The 18578-nt window shown below is 35.0% G+C and carries 21 protein-coding genes; 17 read left to right on the top strand and 4 right to left on the bottom strand.

Annotation, left to right across the window (positions count from 1 at the left end; translation table 11 throughout):
- Nucleotides 1-80: 80 nt before the first annotated feature.
- The 5 genes from KFE94_07230 (at nucleotide 81) to KFE94_07210 (ending at nucleotide 3568) form a co-directional block, all read left to right on the top strand.
- On the top strand, nucleotides 81-578 hold the full coding sequence (locus KFE94_07230) for a hypothetical protein (protein UTW67898.1): 498 nt from the start codon (nucleotides 81-83) through the stop codon (nucleotides 576-578).
- Between the two features lie 134 nt (nucleotides 579-712).
- Nucleotides 713-1018, top strand: coding sequence for a hypothetical protein (locus tag KFE94_07225; GenBank protein ID UTW67897.1), 306 nt, complete (start codon nucleotides 713-715; stop codon nucleotides 1016-1018).
- Between the two features lie 425 nt (nucleotides 1019-1443).
- A complete protein-coding gene (locus KFE94_07220; protein UTW67896.1) occupies nucleotides 1444-2061 on the top strand; it encodes a hypothetical protein in 618 nt (205 codons plus the stop codon).
- A 236-nt stretch (nucleotides 2062-2297) separates the two neighbouring features.
- Nucleotides 2298-3224 carry an RHS repeat-associated core domain-containing protein gene (locus KFE94_07215; protein ID UTW67895.1) on the top strand — a complete coding sequence of 309 codons (927 nt, stop codon included), beginning with the start codon at nucleotides 2298-2300 and terminating at the stop codon, nucleotides 3222-3224.
- A gap of 11 nt (nucleotides 3225-3235) precedes the next feature.
- Nucleotides 3236-3568 carry a hypothetical protein gene (locus KFE94_07210; GenBank protein ID UTW67894.1) on the top strand — a complete coding sequence of 111 codons (333 nt, stop codon included), beginning with the start codon at nucleotides 3236-3238 and terminating at the stop codon, nucleotides 3566-3568.
- 173 nt (nucleotides 3569-3741) lie between these two features.
- Here the strand turns inward: KFE94_07210 and KFE94_07205 are convergent, their stop codons facing one another.
- Entirely contained in the window at nucleotides 3742-4245 is a 504-nt protein-coding gene (locus KFE94_07205) for a T9SS type A sorting domain-containing protein (protein UTW67893.1), read from the bottom strand.
- Nucleotides 4246-4481: 236 nt separating this feature from the next.
- Here KFE94_07205 and KFE94_07200 point away from each other — a divergent pair, with 236 nt between their 5' ends.
- From KFE94_07200 to KFE94_07180, 5 genes are all read left to right on the top strand, one after another.
- Nucleotides 4482-5402 carry a hypothetical protein gene (locus KFE94_07200; GenBank protein ID UTW67892.1) on the top strand — a complete coding sequence of 307 codons (921 nt, stop codon included), beginning with the start codon at nucleotides 4482-4484 and terminating at the stop codon, nucleotides 5400-5402.
- A 54-nt stretch (nucleotides 5403-5456) separates the two neighbouring features.
- Nucleotides 5457-5903 (top strand): hypothetical protein, encoded by a 447-nt coding sequence (locus KFE94_07195; protein ID UTW67891.1) that lies wholly within the window; start codon nucleotides 5457-5459, stop codon nucleotides 5901-5903.
- Between the two features lie 292 nt (nucleotides 5904-6195).
- Entirely contained in the window at nucleotides 6196-6450 is a 255-nt protein-coding gene (locus KFE94_07190) for a hypothetical protein (GenBank protein UTW67890.1), read from the top strand.
- Nucleotides 6440-6862, top strand: coding sequence for a hypothetical protein (locus KFE94_07185; protein ID UTW67889.1), 423 nt, complete (start codon nucleotides 6440-6442; stop codon nucleotides 6860-6862). The genes KFE94_07190 and KFE94_07185 overlap by 11 nt, the downstream gene beginning before the upstream one ends.
- A 108-nt stretch (nucleotides 6863-6970) precedes the next feature.
- Nucleotides 6971-7204 (top strand): hypothetical protein, encoded by a 234-nt coding sequence (locus KFE94_07180; GenBank protein UTW67888.1) that lies wholly within the window; start codon nucleotides 6971-6973, stop codon nucleotides 7202-7204.
- 147 nt (nucleotides 7205-7351) lie between these two features.
- Here the strand turns inward: KFE94_07180 and KFE94_07175 are convergent, their stop codons facing one another.
- The 3 genes from KFE94_07175 to KFE94_07165 are packed head-to-tail and all read right to left on the bottom strand — an operon-like array spanning nucleotide 7352 to nucleotide 10418.
- Nucleotides 7352-8515, bottom strand: coding sequence for a DUF2029 domain-containing protein (locus KFE94_07175; protein UTW67887.1), 1164 nt, complete (start codon nucleotides 8513-8515; stop codon nucleotides 7352-7354).
- Nucleotides 8516-8523: 8 nt separating this feature from the next.
- On the bottom strand, nucleotides 8524-8919 hold the full coding sequence (locus KFE94_07170) for a hypothetical protein (protein ID UTW67886.1): 396 nt from the start codon (nucleotides 8917-8919) through the stop codon (nucleotides 8524-8526).
- On the bottom strand, nucleotides 8919-10418 hold the full coding sequence (locus tag KFE94_07165; GenBank protein UTW67885.1) for an aminotransferase class V-fold PLP-dependent enzyme: 1500 nt from the start codon (nucleotides 10416-10418) through the stop codon (nucleotides 8919-8921). Before KFE94_07165 ends, KFE94_07170 begins: the two co-directional genes overlap by 1 nt.
- Before the next feature lie 262 nt (nucleotides 10419-10680).
- Between KFE94_07165 and KFE94_07160 the strand changes: the two genes are divergently transcribed.
- From KFE94_07160 to KFE94_07130, 7 genes are all read left to right on the top strand, one after another.
- Complete coding sequence (locus KFE94_07160; GenBank protein UTW67884.1) at nucleotides 10681-11583, top strand: nucleotidyltransferase domain-containing protein; 903 nt, start codon at nucleotides 10681-10683, stop codon at nucleotides 11581-11583.
- Between the two features lie 4 nt (nucleotides 11584-11587).
- Nucleotides 11588-13033, top strand: coding sequence for a B12-binding domain-containing radical SAM protein (locus KFE94_07155; protein UTW67883.1), 1446 nt, complete (start codon nucleotides 11588-11590; stop codon nucleotides 13031-13033).
- Entirely contained in the window at nucleotides 13033-13818 is a 786-nt protein-coding gene (locus tag KFE94_07150) for a class I SAM-dependent methyltransferase (protein ID UTW67882.1), read from the top strand. Before KFE94_07155 ends, KFE94_07150 begins: the two co-directional genes overlap by 1 nt.
- Entirely contained in the window at nucleotides 13819-15201 is a 1383-nt protein-coding gene (locus tag KFE94_07145) for a B12-binding domain-containing radical SAM protein (GenBank protein UTW67881.1), read from the top strand.
- Nucleotides 15198-16316: a hypothetical protein gene (locus KFE94_07140; GenBank protein ID UTW67880.1), complete on the top strand. Its 1119-nt coding sequence runs from the start codon at nucleotides 15198-15200 to the stop codon at nucleotides 16314-16316. Before KFE94_07145 ends, KFE94_07140 begins: the two co-directional genes overlap by 4 nt.
- Nucleotides 16317-16401: 85 nt before the next feature.
- Nucleotides 16402-17925, top strand: a complete 1524-nt coding sequence (locus tag KFE94_07135; protein UTW67879.1) for a B12-binding domain-containing radical SAM protein — start codon at nucleotides 16402-16404, stop codon at nucleotides 17923-17925.
- Nucleotides 17925-18575 carry a methyltransferase gene (locus tag KFE94_07130; GenBank protein ID UTW67878.1) on the top strand — a complete coding sequence of 217 codons (651 nt, stop codon included), beginning with the start codon at nucleotides 17925-17927 and terminating at the stop codon, nucleotides 18573-18575. The genes KFE94_07135 and KFE94_07130 overlap by 1 nt, the downstream gene beginning before the upstream one ends.
- The last annotated feature ends 3 nt before the right edge of the window (nucleotides 18576-18578 follow it).

Below are 18578 nucleotides of genomic sequence, written 5' to 3'. Positions count from 1 at the left end.
TTACAGTTTAGAATGACTGAAGGTAAATTGAGCAAAATGAAGCTATCATAATTGTTGCAACGTATAAAAACGATTAAAAAATGAAAAGAGTCAACAAAATAGCAGTAGAAATACTAGCAAATAGAGGAATGTCAGTTTTACTTTTTTTTATGTTGTTCGTAAATGATTTGAATTCTCAACAGATAGATAGTAATGGAGTTATTATAGTAGATTCTATAGTGACTAATTTTTATAATGAACTAAGTGAAATAAAGTTAGGAAGCTGTCGTAGATATTACCTTATAAGTGATACTGTTTTTTTTAGTTCTCATAAAAAGGTTAGTAATAAATTAAGTATCGTAGATAGTACGGTTAATAGAAAGCATAACTGTTGTTATGTGACCTTGCATGGGATTACTTCAAAAGAGAATGATGGGAAAGTAGAATTAATTCTATCATTTGAGACTTTAAGAAAAGTAAAAAAGAAAACTTATGCTTTGCAGGGGTATACCGATTTCTTTGTTTACCTAGATAACAAAGTATTATTAAGTATTGTTTATAAGGGAGGTTTATATGAGCGAGTCTTATATAGTTTATGAAAACCTTTTTAAAACAATTTATTTTAATAATACGTTTTTGGTTTTCAAACTCATTGTAAATTACTGATTTGTCATTAGGGAGGGCTAACCTCCAGCAGCCTATGGCATAAATATTCAAGTTAAAGGAGATTGATATGTTTAAGATATTTTATAGATGGTTTGTTTTTTATATCATTTGTTTAGCACTTTTTTCGTGCAAACAACCTGTATTATTAGTTTTAGAAAAAGAACATAAAGGAATGAAGGGGGTTTGTGAAACTATATTTTATACGGATTCCGTTTTTACAGAAATAGTGGATTTTGAAGTAGAATTAAAAAAACAAATAAGAAAAGAATCGAGAAGATGTAAGTGTGATACCATGTATATAGATTTGAATGATTTAGGTAATATGCGTCACAATAACCCTGGAACATATTGGGGAATTTGCCCGAATAAATAAAAACATATTAATACTAGAATTGGATATAATAGAAAGATAAATCAAAATTATATTCATTTTGATAATTTGTTTTTTCTGATAAATATGCTAATGGCAAACAGGTTATTGAAAGAAGAAATAGTGATTAAAGAGAAAACCACTAGCTACTGAGTTAGTGGTTTTTTGTTTCGTGTAATTCTGAATAACGAAACGTGAATCGGAATCTAAACTTAGAACACTGATTATTAGCGTTGTTTTATTCCGTTATATATCTTGCGGAAGTGATATCAACTACCGACTATAATCCTTTTGGCTCCGTACAACACTACTAAATATGAATATAATCAAATTGGACTTCAAAGCGGTAAGTCTGGAATGGTTTTTCCAACTAAACAGAATACAATGAATATTATTAATGATAAGCAAAATCGTCAAACAATAAAATAATGTACATTTTAAGGATCATATTGGTATTTTTTCCCATATTTATAGGATGCACTATAAAATCTTCTGACTCTGTTGAAAATCAGTTTCATAAAGAAAAGGTTGTCATTGATAAGGTTTTTGATGAAAATTTGATTTTATACCGTGAAAAATGTAAGTCTGGTGTTTTTAATTTATGCAGTGATGGGCATGAACAACCGTACAGAATTTTTCCCTACTTTGTGCGTTTAAATCGACAAAGCTTTATTGCTTCGTACGATACAATATTCCTGTTTCCATCTGATGAAACAAGAAAAGAGATTCTAAGTAAAGGACTTGAATGCATGAATACGTTGGAAATGGATAAGATGTTTGAAGACATTGAGGGTAAACATTTCAAAATAAACTCTGATGAATTTTGTGAAAAAGTCTCAAAGTATAATAAAGTGCATAAATCTTCTGACATTACGTTTTGTGAAATTGATTATGAAATATATAATTTGAGTTTTAGCTTCGTATATGGAGGTGTCAAGCAAATTATAGTTCCAAATTTTGATATAAAGGATAAATCATTAATAAGGTTTTATAAATCGAAAGTATTCTATATAACAGCTATAGATAAAGTGGGTGTACCTTTATAAAGTTTGCTAAATGAAAATAGCTAACGTAGCAAGAATAAAAGCGAAGTTGATATTTATAGCGTAGCGATAATGGCAACTGGTTAATGAAATAAGAAATAGAGATTAAAGAGAAAACCACTAGCTAAAGTTAGTGGTTTTTTGTTTCATGTTTTCTGAATATAGAACCAGCAATCAGAACCTAAACATAGAACATTAATTATTAGGTGCATAGTTGCTGTGATTTGTATATTTCAGACGTGATATCAACTACCGACTATTATCCTTTTGGCTCCGTACAATCCGGAAGATCTTATACTTCTGATGCGCATCGTTATGGGTTTAACGGTATGGAGAATGACAATGAAATCAAGGGAACAAGTAACTCTTTAGATTTTGGAGCGAGAATTTATGATCCTAGGATAGGGAGATGGTTGAGTTTAGATCCTTTGGCTAGCGAGTATCCTGAAATTAGTGATTATTGTTATGTTGCTGATAATCCAGTAATTTTTATTGATGAGGGAGGAAAGTATATTAGACTTTCATTTGAGTCAAAACAGGCATATGATTCATATGTGAAAAAGGTTAATGCATCATTGGAGGGGCAGTTTGAAGTTAAGTTTAATTTGGTTACAGATGATAGGTTAGGGTATAATTTTGAAGTTGAGTTAGTCGCGATTGGTGGAGGTAGCGTTAGTAATCTTAGTGAAAAAGGAAAAGCTTTTTATGATGATTTTAATAGTGCAGTTGTAGGTCAATATATAGCACGAATGGAAGTTGTATGGGGAGACGCTGAAACGAATGGAGGAAGTTGGATTACAGGTAAGTTAGATATGGCTGATGTGGAAGCTTTTGACGATGCTGGGGAAGGTGGACTTATGAGTGCAGGTGTAATAATTCATGAGACTATAGAACAATATAAGAAAGCAGAATATGGTTTAGATCCTGGAGAAATGTCCAATATTCCACAGGAATTCTGGAGTACGTCATATCCTCCAGAATATAATGAAGCTCATGATAATTTTGCTATTCCCGCTGAGAATAGGGTAAACGGTAATATACGAATTAACATATTCTTTTATTTGGAAAAAAATGGGGATACAACTATGCAAGAATTTGACGAATCTCCAGAGTTAGGGGTAAATAAAGTAAAGGATTTTCATTTTTACGATTATCCTAGTTATTAAAAAGTAGAATAATGAAATTAATTTATATAATTATATTGTGGTTATTTACAAGTTGTACTTATTGTGTTAACGAAAAGAAAAAGATCGTTGATGAACTAATAGAAACCTCTGAATATATTAAAAAGAACAGAAATGGAAAGGTACCATACTATTCAAAAGTTGAGAAAGATTTAATATTAAATAAATTATTGAGTTTAGAATTGATGACGGGGATAGAGTTGTATCCAGACCCTCAACTTGTTTTTATTTATGGACAAAAAGAGTTTACAAGAGATTCGATTAAGATATTGAATTGGGTTGATACAATAAATTGTGAAAATTTACCCCAGCAGGTTGCCAAATGATAAATAAAGAATAAAAGCCAAATTGCCCTAGCAGCTCGTCAAATGAGAAATAAAGAATAAAAGTTGTCATTTATAGCGAAAGCGATAATGGTAACTGGTTAATGAAAGAAAAATAGAATTTAAACGAAAAAGCCCCTGATCAATCAGAGGCTTTTTAATTTTTATATCATGATCTAATCTACAATGAGTCGATAGGTATTAACCTGACCATCTAATGGAATTTGAATTAAATAAATTCCTTTAGCCCAGTTTGAGGTATTGATTAATGTTTTCTCAGTTTGAAGTGGAGTAATGGCTACCACTTGTCCCACACTATTGATAATCGTTGCTTTTAATCCTTTATTAGCTAAAATTGATGGAATAGCAATGTTAAACTCGTTTTGTGTAGGATTTGGGTAGATTGAAACATTGTTGGTCAAATCATTTTCATTGACACTTGCACAAATGTCTACTAAAGCATCCACCTTAATTCTTGGACTGAGACAGGTCAATTCTTTAACCTGCCAGTTATAGAAGAAATAATAGTATCCTGAACTAGCTGTAGAACCGGTAATCGAAGCCATGTTTGCGATGGTATACGGGAATGAAGCTCCTGCACTGTTTCTGTATAATGCAGGTTGCGAACCTACAGCAACACCCCAAGTAGCTTGCCATCTGAATAAAAGTGAAGTTGACATTTATAGCTTGGCGCTAATGGCAACTGAGTTATGAAAGAAGAAATAGAGATTAAAAGAAAACCACTAGCTGAAGAGTTAGTGTTTTTTTTATTTCGTGTAATTCTGAATATAGAAACCGCAATCAGAATCTAAATATAGAACATTGATTATTAGGTGGGTGTCCGTTGTGATTTGTATATTGCGAACGTGATATCAACTACCCAAGCTGGGTATCGACATCAGGCGTTGAAGGTTATATGGCCGAAGTGATCTCCGCAGCAGATTATTATGCATTTGGATCATTGATGCCAATGCGTAATGCGAGTAGCGATGATTACAGGTATGGATTTAACGGTATGGAAAAGGATGATGAAGTTAAGGGAACCGGAAACTCATTGGATTTTGGGGCTAGGATTTATGATCCTAGAGTGGGGAGATGGCTGAGTGTTGACCCAAAAGCAGCTAAGTATGAATCTTGGAGTCCATATCATTTTTCTGCAAATAGTCCAATATTGGTTATGGATCCAAATGGAGAGGATTGGTATGTTGTTAATTCAGAGGGAGTTTATCAAGGAGAAATAATTGTTGATGATCAAGTTCATGGATTTCAGGTTCAAACTGATGATGGTGTAATGAAAAGGTATGCTTTTAATGATCAGGTACATGATAAAAGATTTGTAGAAGAAAATATATATCAACAAGAACAATTGTATGGAGATAATGGTACGGAGCCAATTGTTCATTTTGTATCGGATAATTATGTAGAAAAGACAGAAGAGAAAATGTCAGGAGGAGAAAAAGCATGGGGCGTACGTCATGCTTATGCTCAGATTGAAAGTAGAGGAGGAGCTATGGATGGTATTAATCCTTTAATGCAAGATTTTGTTAGAGGAAAAATGTCGTACCATCACCCTAATCAGGTAAATGGTGGAGTTTATCCTCATGATGTAAACTTCTTTATTAATACTGATGATAATGGAGACAAGGCGTATAACTTTCATGACTTTGGTAATTATTTATGGGGAGGGGCAATGTTTAAATTGGGATTCAATGGTGATGATGATTTAGAATACATTTTGGAAAAAGCAAATTCAAATGCAACTGGAGATTATGATTCAGATTCTAAAGAGGATCAACAAGCAATTTCTGATGGATATAATAATGCTAAAGGGTCTTAAGGGTCCAATTAATTAAGGTATTTATTTAATGAAGTGTTATTTTATAATAAAAAGATGATAAAAAGGGAAAAGGATGTTGTAGTGTTGCTTATGTTTAGTTCATTGCTTTTATGTTTTGCTTACTTATTTACTTTAATAAATGGATATTATTACTATTTTAATATTGAGTTTCAAGAAATAGGACGTAAAGACCTTCTTGCAAGACTTGGTTTTTTATCTAGTTCTACAGGTGTGATTTATTATCCATTTGTTGTTTTTCAGATATCAATAATGGCTTTTTTGCTGAAAAGAGTAATTAAGTTGGAAATGTACAAGATTTGGTTTGGTTTGTTTTTTGGCGTGCTAGTAATCGGAATTTTCTTTTATGCAGGACTAATGAATGGTTTATTGTTGTATGGTTCTTTATTGAGTGTAATGTCCGGAATAGCTTTGTGGTTGATTTCTGTCATTCTATACATTATTGCATTTACATATTCACCAAGTAGCTTACCATCTGAATAATACTTGGATAGGTTGAGTGTAAAAGAATAGTCAAGTTAACATTTATAGCGAGGTGATAATGGCAACCGCTTAAAGAATAAAGAAAACCACTAGCTGAAGAGTTAGTGGTTTTTTGTTAATAGTTTTTCTGAATATAGAAACTGCAATCAGAATCTAAACATAGAACATTGATTATTAGTGTGTAGATGTTGTGTTTAGTATATTGCAGACGTAATATCAACTAGCGACTACTTCCATTTGACTCTCTATTAAACCATAGAGGTCTTTTAGTCCAACAGAATATGATTACAGTATGAATGGGCAAGAAAAGGACGATGAGATTTCTGGAATTCTGGGAGCTCATACTACAGCAATGTATTGGGAGTATGATACGCGTTTAGGAAGAAGATGGAATTTAGATCCTAAGCCTAATTCTTCAATAAACCAATATGCAACTTTTGCGAATAACTCTATTGGATATAGTGATATAAAGGGAGATACAGTTGCGGGTGAGACACAAGCGGAACAGGCATATGAAGCAGAAGCAAATAAAAAAGATGAAGATTAAAAAAAGTATTAGTTTATTAATTATTTTAATTCTGTCGTTTATTGTTGGTTCATATTTATATGATAAGGCTTATCATGAGAATATTAAGAAACAACCCCAAATGTATTGTTATGAGTCTTTTTTTGAGGCATATAATGGTGTATTGATTATTGAAAGTCTGGAATACAAGGATTATTATTTAGAGTATTATTTTAATACAGAAAAGAGAATCAGCTCGGAGATAAAGTTTCCTTTAAAATCGGTGCCGTTATATAACCCAGTGTATGTGATGGGGTATTCTAAAGATGGATTATTGGCAGATGTTGTAAGTTATTATGATAGAGGAGTCAGGTTTGGAGGTAGTTACACAAGAGGTTGGGTTTATGCTAAAACCTTACATAAAGATCCACCACCGAAAAAGGAATCAAAATAAATGTATAGTTTATCTATGATATTAATGTTGATCTGTTGGATTGTTATGGGCTATTTCTTTTATACTGTAGTTTATAATAAGTTCAGAATACATAGTGTTCGTAGGAGAATGCAAGAGCAAGGGATAATAAAGCAATCTGATAATATTGTTTTATTTACTTTATTGAATATGATGTTTTGGCTATTTCCAATTAGGAGATATATTAATAAGGATGATGAAAAGCATAATCAATTAGCTAAGAGAGTAAATACATCTTTGTTGGGAATGCTGGTAATGGCAATTGTTCTAGTTGTTTTAATGAAGTTGTCATTTATAGAGAAAACGATAATGGCAACTGGTTAATGAAAGAAGAAATGGAGATTAAAGAGAAAACCACTAGCTGCTGAGTTAGTGGTTTTTTTATTGAAGTTTACTTTTAGTTAGAATAAGCGGTAGCGCTCTTTAAGATAAGAATAGTTGATCTAACTATAGTGAATAGATGCCTTAGATTTATGCTTTTTTGGTGTCTTCCAATCTCAAAAAAGTAGCATCGTATATGACCTTAAACCAAACTAGAATTACCGGAACAACCTTAATCACGTATGGAATAAAGATCTCGTTTCGAATGTGGGGAGGGAATAAATCGGTAGGAGATAATTGCGTAAATACTACAGTAAGCATAAGCAATACCCAATGTATTGGGTTTGGTTTTTGACAAAAAAACCAAATTGCTACTCCCGAAACTGCGATGATAAAAGTAGGAGACTCGGCCTTATGGTTAAAAATGACAACCCAGATCAGAATAGATGCTAAAATCAGTTGTTTAAATACCGGATTTGAGTATTTCTTGATCTGAGTAAATGGAATAAGGAACATAATAATACCCAATCCGGTCAAAAGCTTTCCAGATGGATAAATGTGAAACCAGGAGTTTAACCAGCCCATTACAGAAGGACTATAATCTCGTGCCTCATCAATAATTAATAAGTTGAGCCAGTTTTCATATTGTTGAATGAGTTCAGTAGGGCTTACCACAATTAATGGAAGTAAGAATAGTAGTATCCCCCAAAGTGCTGCATATAAAATAGCTTTGATTTTATCGGGATAAAATAAGAATAGCGCAAATGCAACTAATCCAAAAAGCTTTATATACACGGATAGCACGACCATTAAAGTGGCCAGAACTACATTCTTTTTTTCCAGGAATAAGTATGCTAAGATGATTAACCCGGCCATGATTCCATTACTTTGCGAGCTTTGTACATTGGTCAAAAATTCTACGATCAAAAAGGCCCAAATCCAAAACTTGTTTTTTTGATTAGAGAGATCCATTTGCCATATGACATAAAAAACCAAAGCATTGAGCATATTCCAAATGAATAAACCCAATAGTATAGGAATTGGAGCAAAAAGTCCAAAAAACAGGGCGAATGTCGGGCTGTATTTAAAGTAATCTACATGAATCGGTCGGTGATTCGTATACAGATTTAGATTCTCAATCAAACTAAAGAATGATTGTTTGAAAATAAGATAATTATTGTAGAACGAGACAGTAACCCCATTAACTTCATACGTATCCAGCACATAATTTTGAATAGTAAAAATTCCCACCAGAATAAAAGTGAGAATGGTCGCAATCCAATGCGGCTTTTTAATCTGCGTAATGAAATTCAATTTCGAATCTAATTAGGCGTAACATCTTCCCACAATTCAATGTGGTTTCCCTCTAAATCCTGACACCATGCGAATTTGCCCTCATCATGAATCTCCATAGGTTTTACCTGAACTCCCTTACTTTCCAGTTGAACAATCAAATCTTCCAGGTCACTTACGCGTAGATTAATCGTAAAAACTTTTGGAGTTTTAGGAGGTAAAGAATCTTTTGATGGCATGATAGACCACGCAAAATATCTGGAGTCTCCATTATCTTCTTTGTAAGGGAAAGAGATATAATATACGCCACTATCACCCCAGGTTTCGTGCGTCATCCCAAAATGTGCTGAATACCAGTCAGCCAATTTTTTAGAATCCTGAGCGTAAATAAATACGCCACCCAAATTTTCTACTTTCCCTGCCATTAGATTTGTTTTACCGGAAGTGTAGAAATACTGGCAAATATGGAATCTACATGATCCATAATACTGGCTTCACCATTTTTGTGTGTGAATTCGTTGTTATCCGGATGATAGACATAATCCTCGGCCCATACTTTATGATTTTTAGCTAAATCAATTAATGCCTGAGTGATGTAATCAATCTCGTCATTGGTCATGGTTGGATGAATACTAAATCGGATCCATCCCGGTTTCATTCTGTAATCTCCACTATCAATTTTTTGTGTAATCTCATTAGATAAGTTTTGTGGAATATCTAATAAAATATGCCCATAGGTACCTGCACAAGAACAACCTCCTCGCATTTGAATCCCGTAGCGGTCGTTTAGTAGTTTAACACCCAAATTGAAATGTAAATCATCAATGTAGAAAGAAACCACACCCATTCGATGTTTTAAGTCTCCGGCTAGAATATGTAAATTATCAATTCCACAGATGCGATCAAAAATAAGTTCCAGAATTTCTTCTTCTCTTTTGATGATGTTTTCTACGCCCATTTCCTCTTTTAACTGAACGGACATGGCCGCGCGGATGGTTTGCATAAATGGAGGAGTTCCTCCAGCTTCACGCACTTCTACTTCATCAAAATAGTGGCGCCCACCCCATGGATTTGTCCATGTAACTGTACCGCCACCTGGAATATCCGGAATTTCGTTGTTATAGAATTTCTTATTAAAGATCATAACGCCCGGAGTTCCAGGGCCTCCCAGGAATTTGTGCGGAGAAAAGAATACAGCGTCTAACGTCTCCAAATCATTCTCCGGATGCATGTTAATGTCTACATATGGAGCAGAACAGGCAAAGTCAACAAAGCAATGTCCCCCGTTTTCGTGCATCATTTTAGCGATTTCATGATACGGAGTCACCACACCCGTCACATTAGAACAGGCAGAAACACTAGCGATCTTTGTTTTTCTGTTTTTATACTTTTCAAGTAATACTTCAAGACTTTTTAGATCAGGTAACCCATTTTCACACTCGTGAATAATCTCTAACGTCACAATGGTTTCTAGCCATGAGGTATGATTAGAATGATGTTCCATGTGTGTAATAAAAACCACAGGGCGCTCTTCCTCAGGAATTGTAATTTGCCCCTTAAAGTTTTCGTGGATTTTAAACCCTAAAATACGTTGGAATTTATTGATGACTCCGGTCATACCACTTTCACAAGCAATAATGTAATCATCTTCTGATGCATTCACATGTGATTTGATCATATCTAAAGATTTGTGATATGCCACAGTCATAGTGCATCCGGTAATGGAGGTTTCGGTATGGGTATTCCCTACAAAAGGACCGAATTTATCAGTCAAAGCCTCTTCAATAGGTGCATATAAACGACCACTCGCAGTCCAATCTGCATATACAATTTTTTGTTTTCCGAATGGAGATTCAAAATATTGATCATTGCCAATAATGTTTTTACGAAATGGCTCGAAGTACTTTTCTAAATTCATACGCATGATGTCTTGTTCGCAAAGATAACAGTTCTAAATGTTTAAATAAACCCTGTTTTGTATTGCGGGCAAATATGGTATAAATATTTTGGAAGAAAGGAGGAATTTTAATTGTGGGATACGGTAAATGAGATTAGCTTTATCGGAGTTAAAAAATATCGGAATTAGTTTTAATAATTGAGAATATTAAAAATTAAACCGAGTTTTCGATAGGTTTGTAAGACATCCAGTTATTTTTATTTAAATGAATCATACTATACAGTCAAATATGAGTAATGTATTAAAGGCATTGGCGTATTTTGATGTGTTCAGTTTCCCTTTGAATAGACAGGAATTGGAACAATTTGTTGATCCTGCTATTCGATTAAATTTAGATGAAGAATTACTCTGGCTAACAAGAGAGAAATTAATATTTCAGTTAGAAGATTTTTATGCGTTAAAAAATGATATGACGCTGGTCCATAATCGTGTATCAGGAGATCAGCGAGCAAAAGCTTATATTGACCAGGCTTTTAAGAAATCCAGATTAATCGCGAAGTTCCCTTACGTTAGAGGCGTTTTTATTTCGGGTTCATTGTCTAAAGGAACGATGACAGAAGATGGAGATATAGATTATTTTATTGTCACTGCGCCAAATCGGTTATGGATTGCCAGAACATTATTGATTGCATACAAAAAAGTGTTTTTACTAAACTCAAGGAAATATTTCTGTATCAATTATTTAATTGATGATGAGACATTAGAAATCCAACATAAAAATCGTTTTACTGCAACGGAGCTAGTGACTTTATGGCCCATTGTGAATAGAAAGTTATATCAGAACCTAATGCAAGAAAATGCATGGGTCGGTTCGTTTTATCCGGACTATATTGACTATCCTGACCGAGGGTCTATGGAGATTACTCCGGGGTTTTTACAGAAGACATTAGAAGCCATTTTGAATTTAAAGTGGGGAGATATATTGGATGATTTTTTTATGAAATTGACTTTAAAGAGATGGAGGAAAAAGTTCCCCTATTTTGAAAAGGAAGATTTTGAAGTGGCATTGAAAACGACCAAAAGAGTTTCCAAGCACCATCCGAGTCATTTTCAGAAAAAGGTGCTGGAGGGTTATGAACAAAGAATATCTGCTCTGGAGTTAAAAATGAATGAAATTCAATCAGTAGCATAGCCATATGTCCAAAGTTCTGTTTAGTCATAGTTATTATTATCGTCTGGATCCAAAACAGTGGAAGATGGGTACGCCATATCCTCCGTTAGGAACGATCTATGCCGCTTCATGGTTGCGGGAGAATGGCTATGAAGTTGATTTGTTTGATGTGTGTTTAAAGGATGGACCGGAGGAGATTGTTCAGATAATTGACGTGCAAAATCCGGAGTATTTGGTGTTATACGATGATGGGTTTAATTATTTGACAAAAATGTGCTTGACGAATATGCGTGAAGCAGCATTTAAAATGATTCGATTTGCCAGAGATAGAGGATGTAAGGTTATTGTATCCAGTTCGGACTCTACGGATCATTTCCAAAAATATTTGGATCAGGGAGCAGATGTCGTGCTTTTAGGGGAAGGGGAGTTATCGTTAAAAGAAACGATTGATGCATTTGAGAATAAAACCAGTTTGGATGAGATTCAAGGTATTTGTTTTTATCGAAGCGGAGAATTAATACAGACAGGTAAAAGGCCTGTCTTAAAGGATTTGGATATATTGCCACAACCGGCCTGGGATTTGGTGGATGTAAATGCCTATAAGCAAATTTGGAAATCCAATGGACATGATTTTGCTTTAAATATTGCGACTACCAGAGGATGCCCATATAAGTGTAATTGGTGTGCCAAACCAATATATGGTCAGCGTTATAATGTCAGATCACCACAAAGAGTTGTGGAGGAGGTTCAATATTTGAAGGCACAATTTGGAGTGCGTAAATTTTGGATGTGTGATGATATTTTTGGACTAAAACCAGGATGGGTACAACGTTTTAGAGATGAGCTTCAGAAAGCTAAGATCGCTATTAAGTATAAGATTCAAAGTCGTGCAGATTTGTTGCTCAAAGAAGATAACATTGACGCTTTGGTTGAATCAGGTCTGTATGAAGTATGGATTGGTGCGGAAAGTGGCTCGCAAGAGATTCTGGATGCGATGGATAAAGGGACTTCTATTGAGCAAATTAAGCAAAGCACACAGTTGTTGCAGTCTAAAGGTGTTAGAGTCGCGTATTTCTTGCAATTCGGTTATTTAGGAGAAACCAAAAAAGACATTGAATCTACCATTGATATGCTGTTGGATTTTATGCCGGACGATATAGGGGTGAGTGTTTCATATCCATTACCAGGAACAAAATTTTATGATAAAGTGAAGTCTCAGTTGAGTCAAAAGGCCAATTGGGAAGATTCGGATGATTTGGCATTAATGTTTCAGAATACGTTTAACCAGGATTATTATAAAGTACTCCATCGATATGTACATAAAGTATTTCGAAGTGCCCAGGCTGATGAGAATATGAGAAAACATGGAATATCCATCTCAGGAGCAAAAGCCTGGATGAAAAAGATGTATTATCAACCCATCATTGCGAAATACAAACAAGAACTTCAAAAATCGAGTAACAAAGCGTAATGCGGCCGGATTTCGATCATATTGCCGGTCGTTATGATTCGGATTTTACAAAAACGGCTATCGGAGTAGCACAGCGCGATTTAGTATATGATGCTTTAGAAAAAGAGTTTTCAAAAATTCAGGGATGGAATGTTCTGGAATTAAACTGTGGAACCGGAGAGGATGCGAAGTATTTGGCGGAAAAAGGGGGTAATGTATTGGCTACGGATATATCCAGGTCTATGGTTGAAGTAGCCAGATCAAAAACAGAATCATATGCAAATGTGAAATGTGAAGTTTTGGATATCAATGATATTCAGAATCAATTACAAGATGATTTGTACGATTTGGTTTTTTCCAATTTTGGAGGGCTAAATTGTTTATCCCCAAAAGAATTACAAAGCTTTTTCAAGTCAATTCACAATAAACTAAAATCTGGAGGCCATCTTGTTTTGGTTGTCATGACCAATAAGTGTTTATGGGAGTCCCTATATTTTTTAGGCAAGTTAAAATGGAGTGCTGCTTTCCGTAGAAGTCAGAAAGAAGGTGTTTGGGCCCATGTAGAGGGCCAGCAAGTTAAGACGTATTATTACGCACCTCAAGAGTTGAGTCAAATGGCAAAAGGATTTGAAACGATTCAAATTAGTCCGATAGGATTTTATGTACCACCCTCCTATTTAAATCCAATGTTTCAAAACAGACCAAAACTTTTGGACCGAATGAGGGCAGCGGATAAGAAAAGTCAGTATAGTATTGGCAAGGCGGCTTTTAGTGATCATTTTTTAATTCATTTGATAAAAAAATAAATGGACGTTTTACTGACACATGGATATTTCATCCATACGGATGAAGTGGAGCAAAGTATCATGCGCCCATATCCCCCCTTGGGTCTGTTGTATATCTCAGCTTACTTGAAGAAACATGATTTCGAGGTGTCTGTTTTTGATACTACATTTTCAAGTTACGAGGAACAACAGGAATATATTTTGAGACATAAACCCAGTGTCATTGCGATTTATGCCAATCTAATGACTAAAGTGAATAACATTCGATTGATGCAATGGATTAAATCCCAGTCTGAATTAAACCATATGCAAATTGTGATGGGTGGCCCGGACGTAACCTATAATTACGAAAATTATCTGCGATTTGGCGCGGATTATTTAGTAATTGGAGAAGGAGAGCAAACTATGCAAGAATTATGTCAGTCTATTTGTAATCAGGAAGATTATTCTAATATCCCCGGGATTGCATATCAAAATTCAGAAGGAGCTTTTATTCGGACGGAACCCAGAGAAAAAATCAGGAAAATGGATCAGCTTCCATTGCCTGATCGAGATGCGATTGACCTGGAAAAGTACCTTAACGTATGGAAAGAATTTCATGGTACAAATACGCTAAATATTTCTACGCAACGTGGGTGCCCATACACTTGTAAATGGTGTAGTACTGCGGTATATGGTAAAAGTTATCGTAGAAGATCTCCAAACCTGGTTGCGGATGAAATAGAACTATTGATTGAAAAATATAATCCCGATTCGTTGTGGTTTGTGGATGATGTGTTTACAGTGAACCACAAATGGTTAGGAGAATTATATCAGGAGTTTAAAAAACGTGGAATCAAGATCCCTTTTGAATGTATTACACGAGCGGAAAGATTGAATGATGAGGTTTTACAGCAACTTCAGGAGATGGGATGTAGCAAGATTTGGATTGGTGCGGAAAGCGGTTCGCAACGAATCATTAATGAAATGGATCGTAGGGTAGATATACATTTGGTTCGTGATATGATTATAAAGACGAAAGACTATGGGATCCAAACCGGAACATTTATTATGGTGGGATATCCTAAAGAAACCGAGGAAGATATTTTTCAAACTGTGGAATATTTAAAGCAGGCTAATCCGGATCAATTTACAATTACAGTAGCTTATCCCATTAAAGGAACAGGACTGTATAATCAGGTTCAGAATCAAATCACAACCAGTTTAGCCTGGGAATCATCTACAGATCGCGATATCGATTTTGAGCGGACATATTCAAGGAAGTATTATGATTATGCGGTAAGATATATCGTAAATGAGGTATCGTCACATAAAGCACAATTAGAAGGTCATGCAGGCTGGAATCAGTGGAAACTTAAATTAAAATCTACAGCAGCCTCTACTTTAATGAAATGGTCAAAATGAAGAAATGGAGTTACTTCATAGTGCTATGTGGTATTACATTAATTTCAGGGTGTACGCATGATTCTGTTTTTGAACCTGAGTCAAATACCATCATTACCTTGAAATGGAATCAGGCTTACGCTTCGGAAACCAAAGAAAACGTGATGCTGGGTTTAAATTGGGCCTTGGGGAGTATTGGAGCCGCATCTAAATTGGCTGTTTCCTTAGATCAGAATAGAAGATTTCAATTGGATTTAGATGATCTGGGTTTCTCTGTGAATGCAAAGAATCAAATCAAAAAATTGCATGAAAGTCTAAAACAATCTGAAGAGTATCAACAAACCGGGGGCATTGATTTGGGGCGATATGTAACATTGATATTAGGTGCCTCTGAACATTATTATGCTATAACTGGCGTACCTAAGAGGTTGTCCGATGTTATGGCCAACTATCAATTGGAGATGAGAAAAGGATATGTCAATAATTCAGTGGTTTCTAATAAGCATAGAATTATATCATTTTCAAAACAAGTAGGGCTGCGTCAGTTGTTTCTCTCAGCAGAAATTGACTCTATTAATGAACAGGTTTTGGAATTTGAAACAGTTGAGATAATGGAGAACGGACATTTGCGATTTGGGGTATATGGAGCGGATAGTATCCGCATAAATGCATCTGACCCTGGTTTTTCGGAAGCTGGAAAACCAGCTAAATGTATGTGGTGTCATGAAGGTAGAATCTCACCATTGTTTAGCTCTCAAAAGGATAAAGCAGGTTTTTTAAGCTATCTTCAATTGAAAGATACATTAGAATGGTTTTCTTCTAATTTGACTCAGAAACAATTACAAATTAACGGTGGAGTTGATTTTGGTAAGAAGCAAGATCATACGCAAATGGAACTGTTATATATTTCTTTCATGTATCCGTCTGCAGCCAGATTAAGTGAAGAATGGAGAATGCCTTTAAGTGTAGTGGAAAGTAAATTGAGTGGGTTATCTACCACGACTTATGCGGAGTTTCCTTTTTTAGGAGATGTATATAGAAGATCAGAAGTAAATAGTTTCTCACCATATGAAGTGCTTTCCGTATCGACTTCGGTTAGAGAATATTCGGTAGAAGAGGTGAATCACATCAATTAAAGTTTAGGTGTTATATAATGGATGGTTACTTTTATCAAATCAATAGAATGGAATTGGGCGATATAGATTGTGAAAAATAGAAGGGATGGAAAATAATAAGCTAATCATATTCAATCCCAGGAGTGCCAGTGCGAAGCATAGAATTCCGAATTCTATATTGCAGGTAGCAGCATCTATTCATGATAAATATGGATATACGTTGGTGGATGGAAACCTGGAAGATGAACCCTTAGCCAAAATCAAATCGCTCTTAAATACAGGAGAATACCAATATTTCTGCTGTACGGTTATGCCGGGACCGCAACTCCGTCAGGCCATTCCATTTACGAAAGAGATAAAAAGTGAATATTCTGATGTCGTGACTATTTGGGGAGGATATTTTGCTTCCAATCAATATAAGGTTTGCCTGGACTCCGGGTATGTGAATTATATCATCAAAGGTCCGGGCGATGTTGCGTTTCCATCTTTAATAGAAACATTGGAGGCAGGTGAAAATGAGCGTTTATCACAAATCAAAAACTTAATTTTTAAAACGCAGAAAGGAGAAATAATAAAAACTGCTAAGGAGGGATTATTAGATCAGGATGCATTACCGGATTTACCTTATCAAAGTTTAAATACAGATTATCCATTACGTAATTATCTGGCTAAAACTTTCATGGGACAAAATACATTGTCCTATCATTCCAGTATGGGATGTCCGTTTACTTGTTCATTTTGTGCAATCGTTCCCATTTTTAATGCGAGTTGGAAAGGGAAGTCTGCAGATGCCATTTATAAGGATCTCCAATACTTTAAGTCAAAGTATGGAATTGATGCAGTCGAATTCCATGACAATAATTTTTTTACCTCCAAAAAGCGTGTAGTGGAGTTTTCTAAACTGATCATGAATGATGGTATTCAATATTGGGGAGAAGGTAGGATCGATACGATTAATAGATACTCAGATGAAGATCTGATGCTCATGCGTAAAGCAGGATGTAGAATGATTTTTCTAGGGGCGGAGACGGGAAATGATGAGGTCTTGAAGCAAATGAATAAAGGCGGGACACAAACCGGTCAAATGATCAAAGAGTTTGCTGCTCGAATGAAACGAGTAGATATAATCCCTGAGATGTCATTTGTATTAGGAATGCCTGCTGAAACAGAAGAAAAAGTATACGAACAGATTTTATGGGATATCAATTTTATTAAAGAAATCAAAGAGATTAATCCTGATACTGAAATTATAATTTATCTCTATAGTCCGGTGCCAACTGAAGGTTCGGAACTCTATCAACAGATTATTGATGCGGGGTTCCATTTTCCAGAGAAATTGGAAGATTGGATTTCTCCGAGCTGGGAGCACTTTGATTTAAGAAAAAATCCTTTAACGCCCTGGTTAAAACCATATATGATTGATACGATTAAAAATTTCGAAACTGTTTTAAATGGAAAGTATCCAACAGTTTCAGATTTTAGAATTCAAGGTTTTAAAAAGAGACTGTTAAATTGGGCTTCACATTGGAGATACCAAACGGGTTTTTATAAGTATCCATATGAGATTAAAGCGTTACATAAGATCTGGAAATATCGTCAACCGGAAATACAGGGTTTTTATTCAGAATAATGAAAAGGAGAATTCTAAAACTCATTCAACCGTTATACGCGAAGTATCATTTCTGGTATCATCGGAAGCCCAGAAAGTTCGTGTACAAGGATATTTATACGATGGTTCAACCGGGTGTTTTTTCTCCTAAAAATACCATGAGCACCAAAGTGTTTTTGGATTTCATATCTACTTTAAATCTTCAAAATAAAAGGGTTTTAGAATTGGGATGTGGCAGTGGAATTATTTCTGTTTTAGCAGCCAGTAAGGGCGCGCAGGTTTGGGCTTCAGATATTAATAAAGTAGCTGTGAGGTCATTAAAGGAACTAAGTGCCCAATTGAATCTGGACATTCGGGCTTTGTATTCTGACCTGTTAGACCAGGTGCCTAAAGAAGATTTTGATTACGTATTTATAAACCCGCCATACTATCCAAAAGAACCGGAAAACGTAGCCGAAAAAGCCTGGTTTTGTGGGGTAGAATATGAATATTTTGAAAAGCTGTTTCAGCAGTTGCCTCAAATCAAAGGTGCGGAGGTACACATGATTTTATCGGATGGGTGCGATTTGGCAAAAATTAAAAGCATTGCACAAAAGAATACTCTGGAATTTGAAGAAATTCTTCAGGTTCAATTGGCTTCAGAAGTGAATTATATTTTTAAAGTTGCTTGATGC

The sequence above is a fragment of the bacterium SCSIO 12643 genome (assembly GCA_024398135.1).
GTDB lineage: Bacteria > Bacteroidota > Bacteroidia > Flavobacteriales_G > Salibacteraceae > CAJXZP01.
This window is presented reverse-complemented; position numbering and strand designations above follow the sequence as displayed.

Excerpts from the sequence above, each read along its gene's own strand:
- KFE94_07230 (UTW67898.1), top strand. The coding sequence starts at position 81 with ATGAAAAGAGTCAACAAAATAGCAGTAGAAATACTAGCAAATAGAGGA.
- KFE94_07150 (UTW67882.1), top strand. The coding sequence starts at position 13,033 with ATGCGGCCGGATTTCGATCATATTGCCGGTCGTTATGATTCGGATTTT.
- KFE94_07155 (UTW67883.1), top strand. The coding sequence starts at position 11,588 with ATGTCCAAAGTTCTGTTTAGTCATAGTTATTATTATCGTCTGGATCCA.
- KFE94_07140 (UTW67880.1), top strand. The coding sequence starts at position 15,198 with ATGAAGAAATGGAGTTACTTCATAGTGCTATGTGGTATTACATTAATT.
- KFE94_07160 (UTW67884.1), top strand. The coding sequence starts at position 10,681 with ATGAGTAATGTATTAAAGGCATTGGCGTATTTTGATGTGTTCAGTTTC.
- KFE94_07220 (UTW67896.1), top strand. The coding sequence starts at position 1,444 with ATGTACATTTTAAGGATCATATTGGTATTTTTTCCCATATTTATAGGA.
- KFE94_07190 (UTW67890.1), top strand. The coding sequence starts at position 6,196 with ATGAATGGGCAAGAAAAGGACGATGAGATTTCTGGAATTCTGGGAGCT.
- KFE94_07225 (UTW67897.1), top strand. The coding sequence starts at position 713 with ATGTTTAAGATATTTTATAGATGGTTTGTTTTTTATATCATTTGTTTA.
- KFE94_07200 (UTW67892.1), top strand. The coding sequence starts at position 4,482 with ATGGCCGAAGTGATCTCCGCAGCAGATTATTATGCATTTGGATCATTG.
- KFE94_07165 (UTW67885.1), bottom strand. The coding sequence starts at position 10,418 with ATGCGTATGAATTTAGAAAAGTACTTCGAGCCATTTCGTAAAAACATT.
- KFE94_07185 (UTW67889.1), top strand. The coding sequence starts at position 6,440 with ATGAAGATTAAAAAAAGTATTAGTTTATTAATTATTTTAATTCTGTCG.
- KFE94_07130 (UTW67878.1), top strand. The coding sequence starts at position 17,925 with ATGAAAAGGAGAATTCTAAAACTCATTCAACCGTTATACGCGAAGTAT.
- KFE94_07205 (UTW67893.1), bottom strand. The coding sequence starts at position 4,245 with ATGTCAACTTCACTTTTATTCAGATGGCAAGCTACTTGGGGTGTTGCT.
- KFE94_07145 (UTW67881.1), top strand. The coding sequence starts at position 13,819 with ATGGACGTTTTACTGACACATGGATATTTCATCCATACGGATGAAGTG.
- KFE94_07180 (UTW67888.1), top strand. The coding sequence starts at position 6,971 with ATGCAAGAGCAAGGGATAATAAAGCAATCTGATAATATTGTTTTATTT.
- KFE94_07170 (UTW67886.1), bottom strand. The coding sequence starts at position 8,919 with ATGGCAGGGAAAGTAGAAAATTTGGGTGGCGTATTTATTTACGCTCAG.
- KFE94_07195 (UTW67891.1), top strand. The coding sequence starts at position 5,457 with ATGATAAAAAGGGAAAAGGATGTTGTAGTGTTGCTTATGTTTAGTTCA.
- KFE94_07210 (UTW67894.1), top strand. The coding sequence starts at position 3,236 with ATGAAATTAATTTATATAATTATATTGTGGTTATTTACAAGTTGTACT.
- KFE94_07135 (UTW67879.1), top strand. The coding sequence starts at position 16,402 with ATGGAAAATAATAAGCTAATCATATTCAATCCCAGGAGTGCCAGTGCG.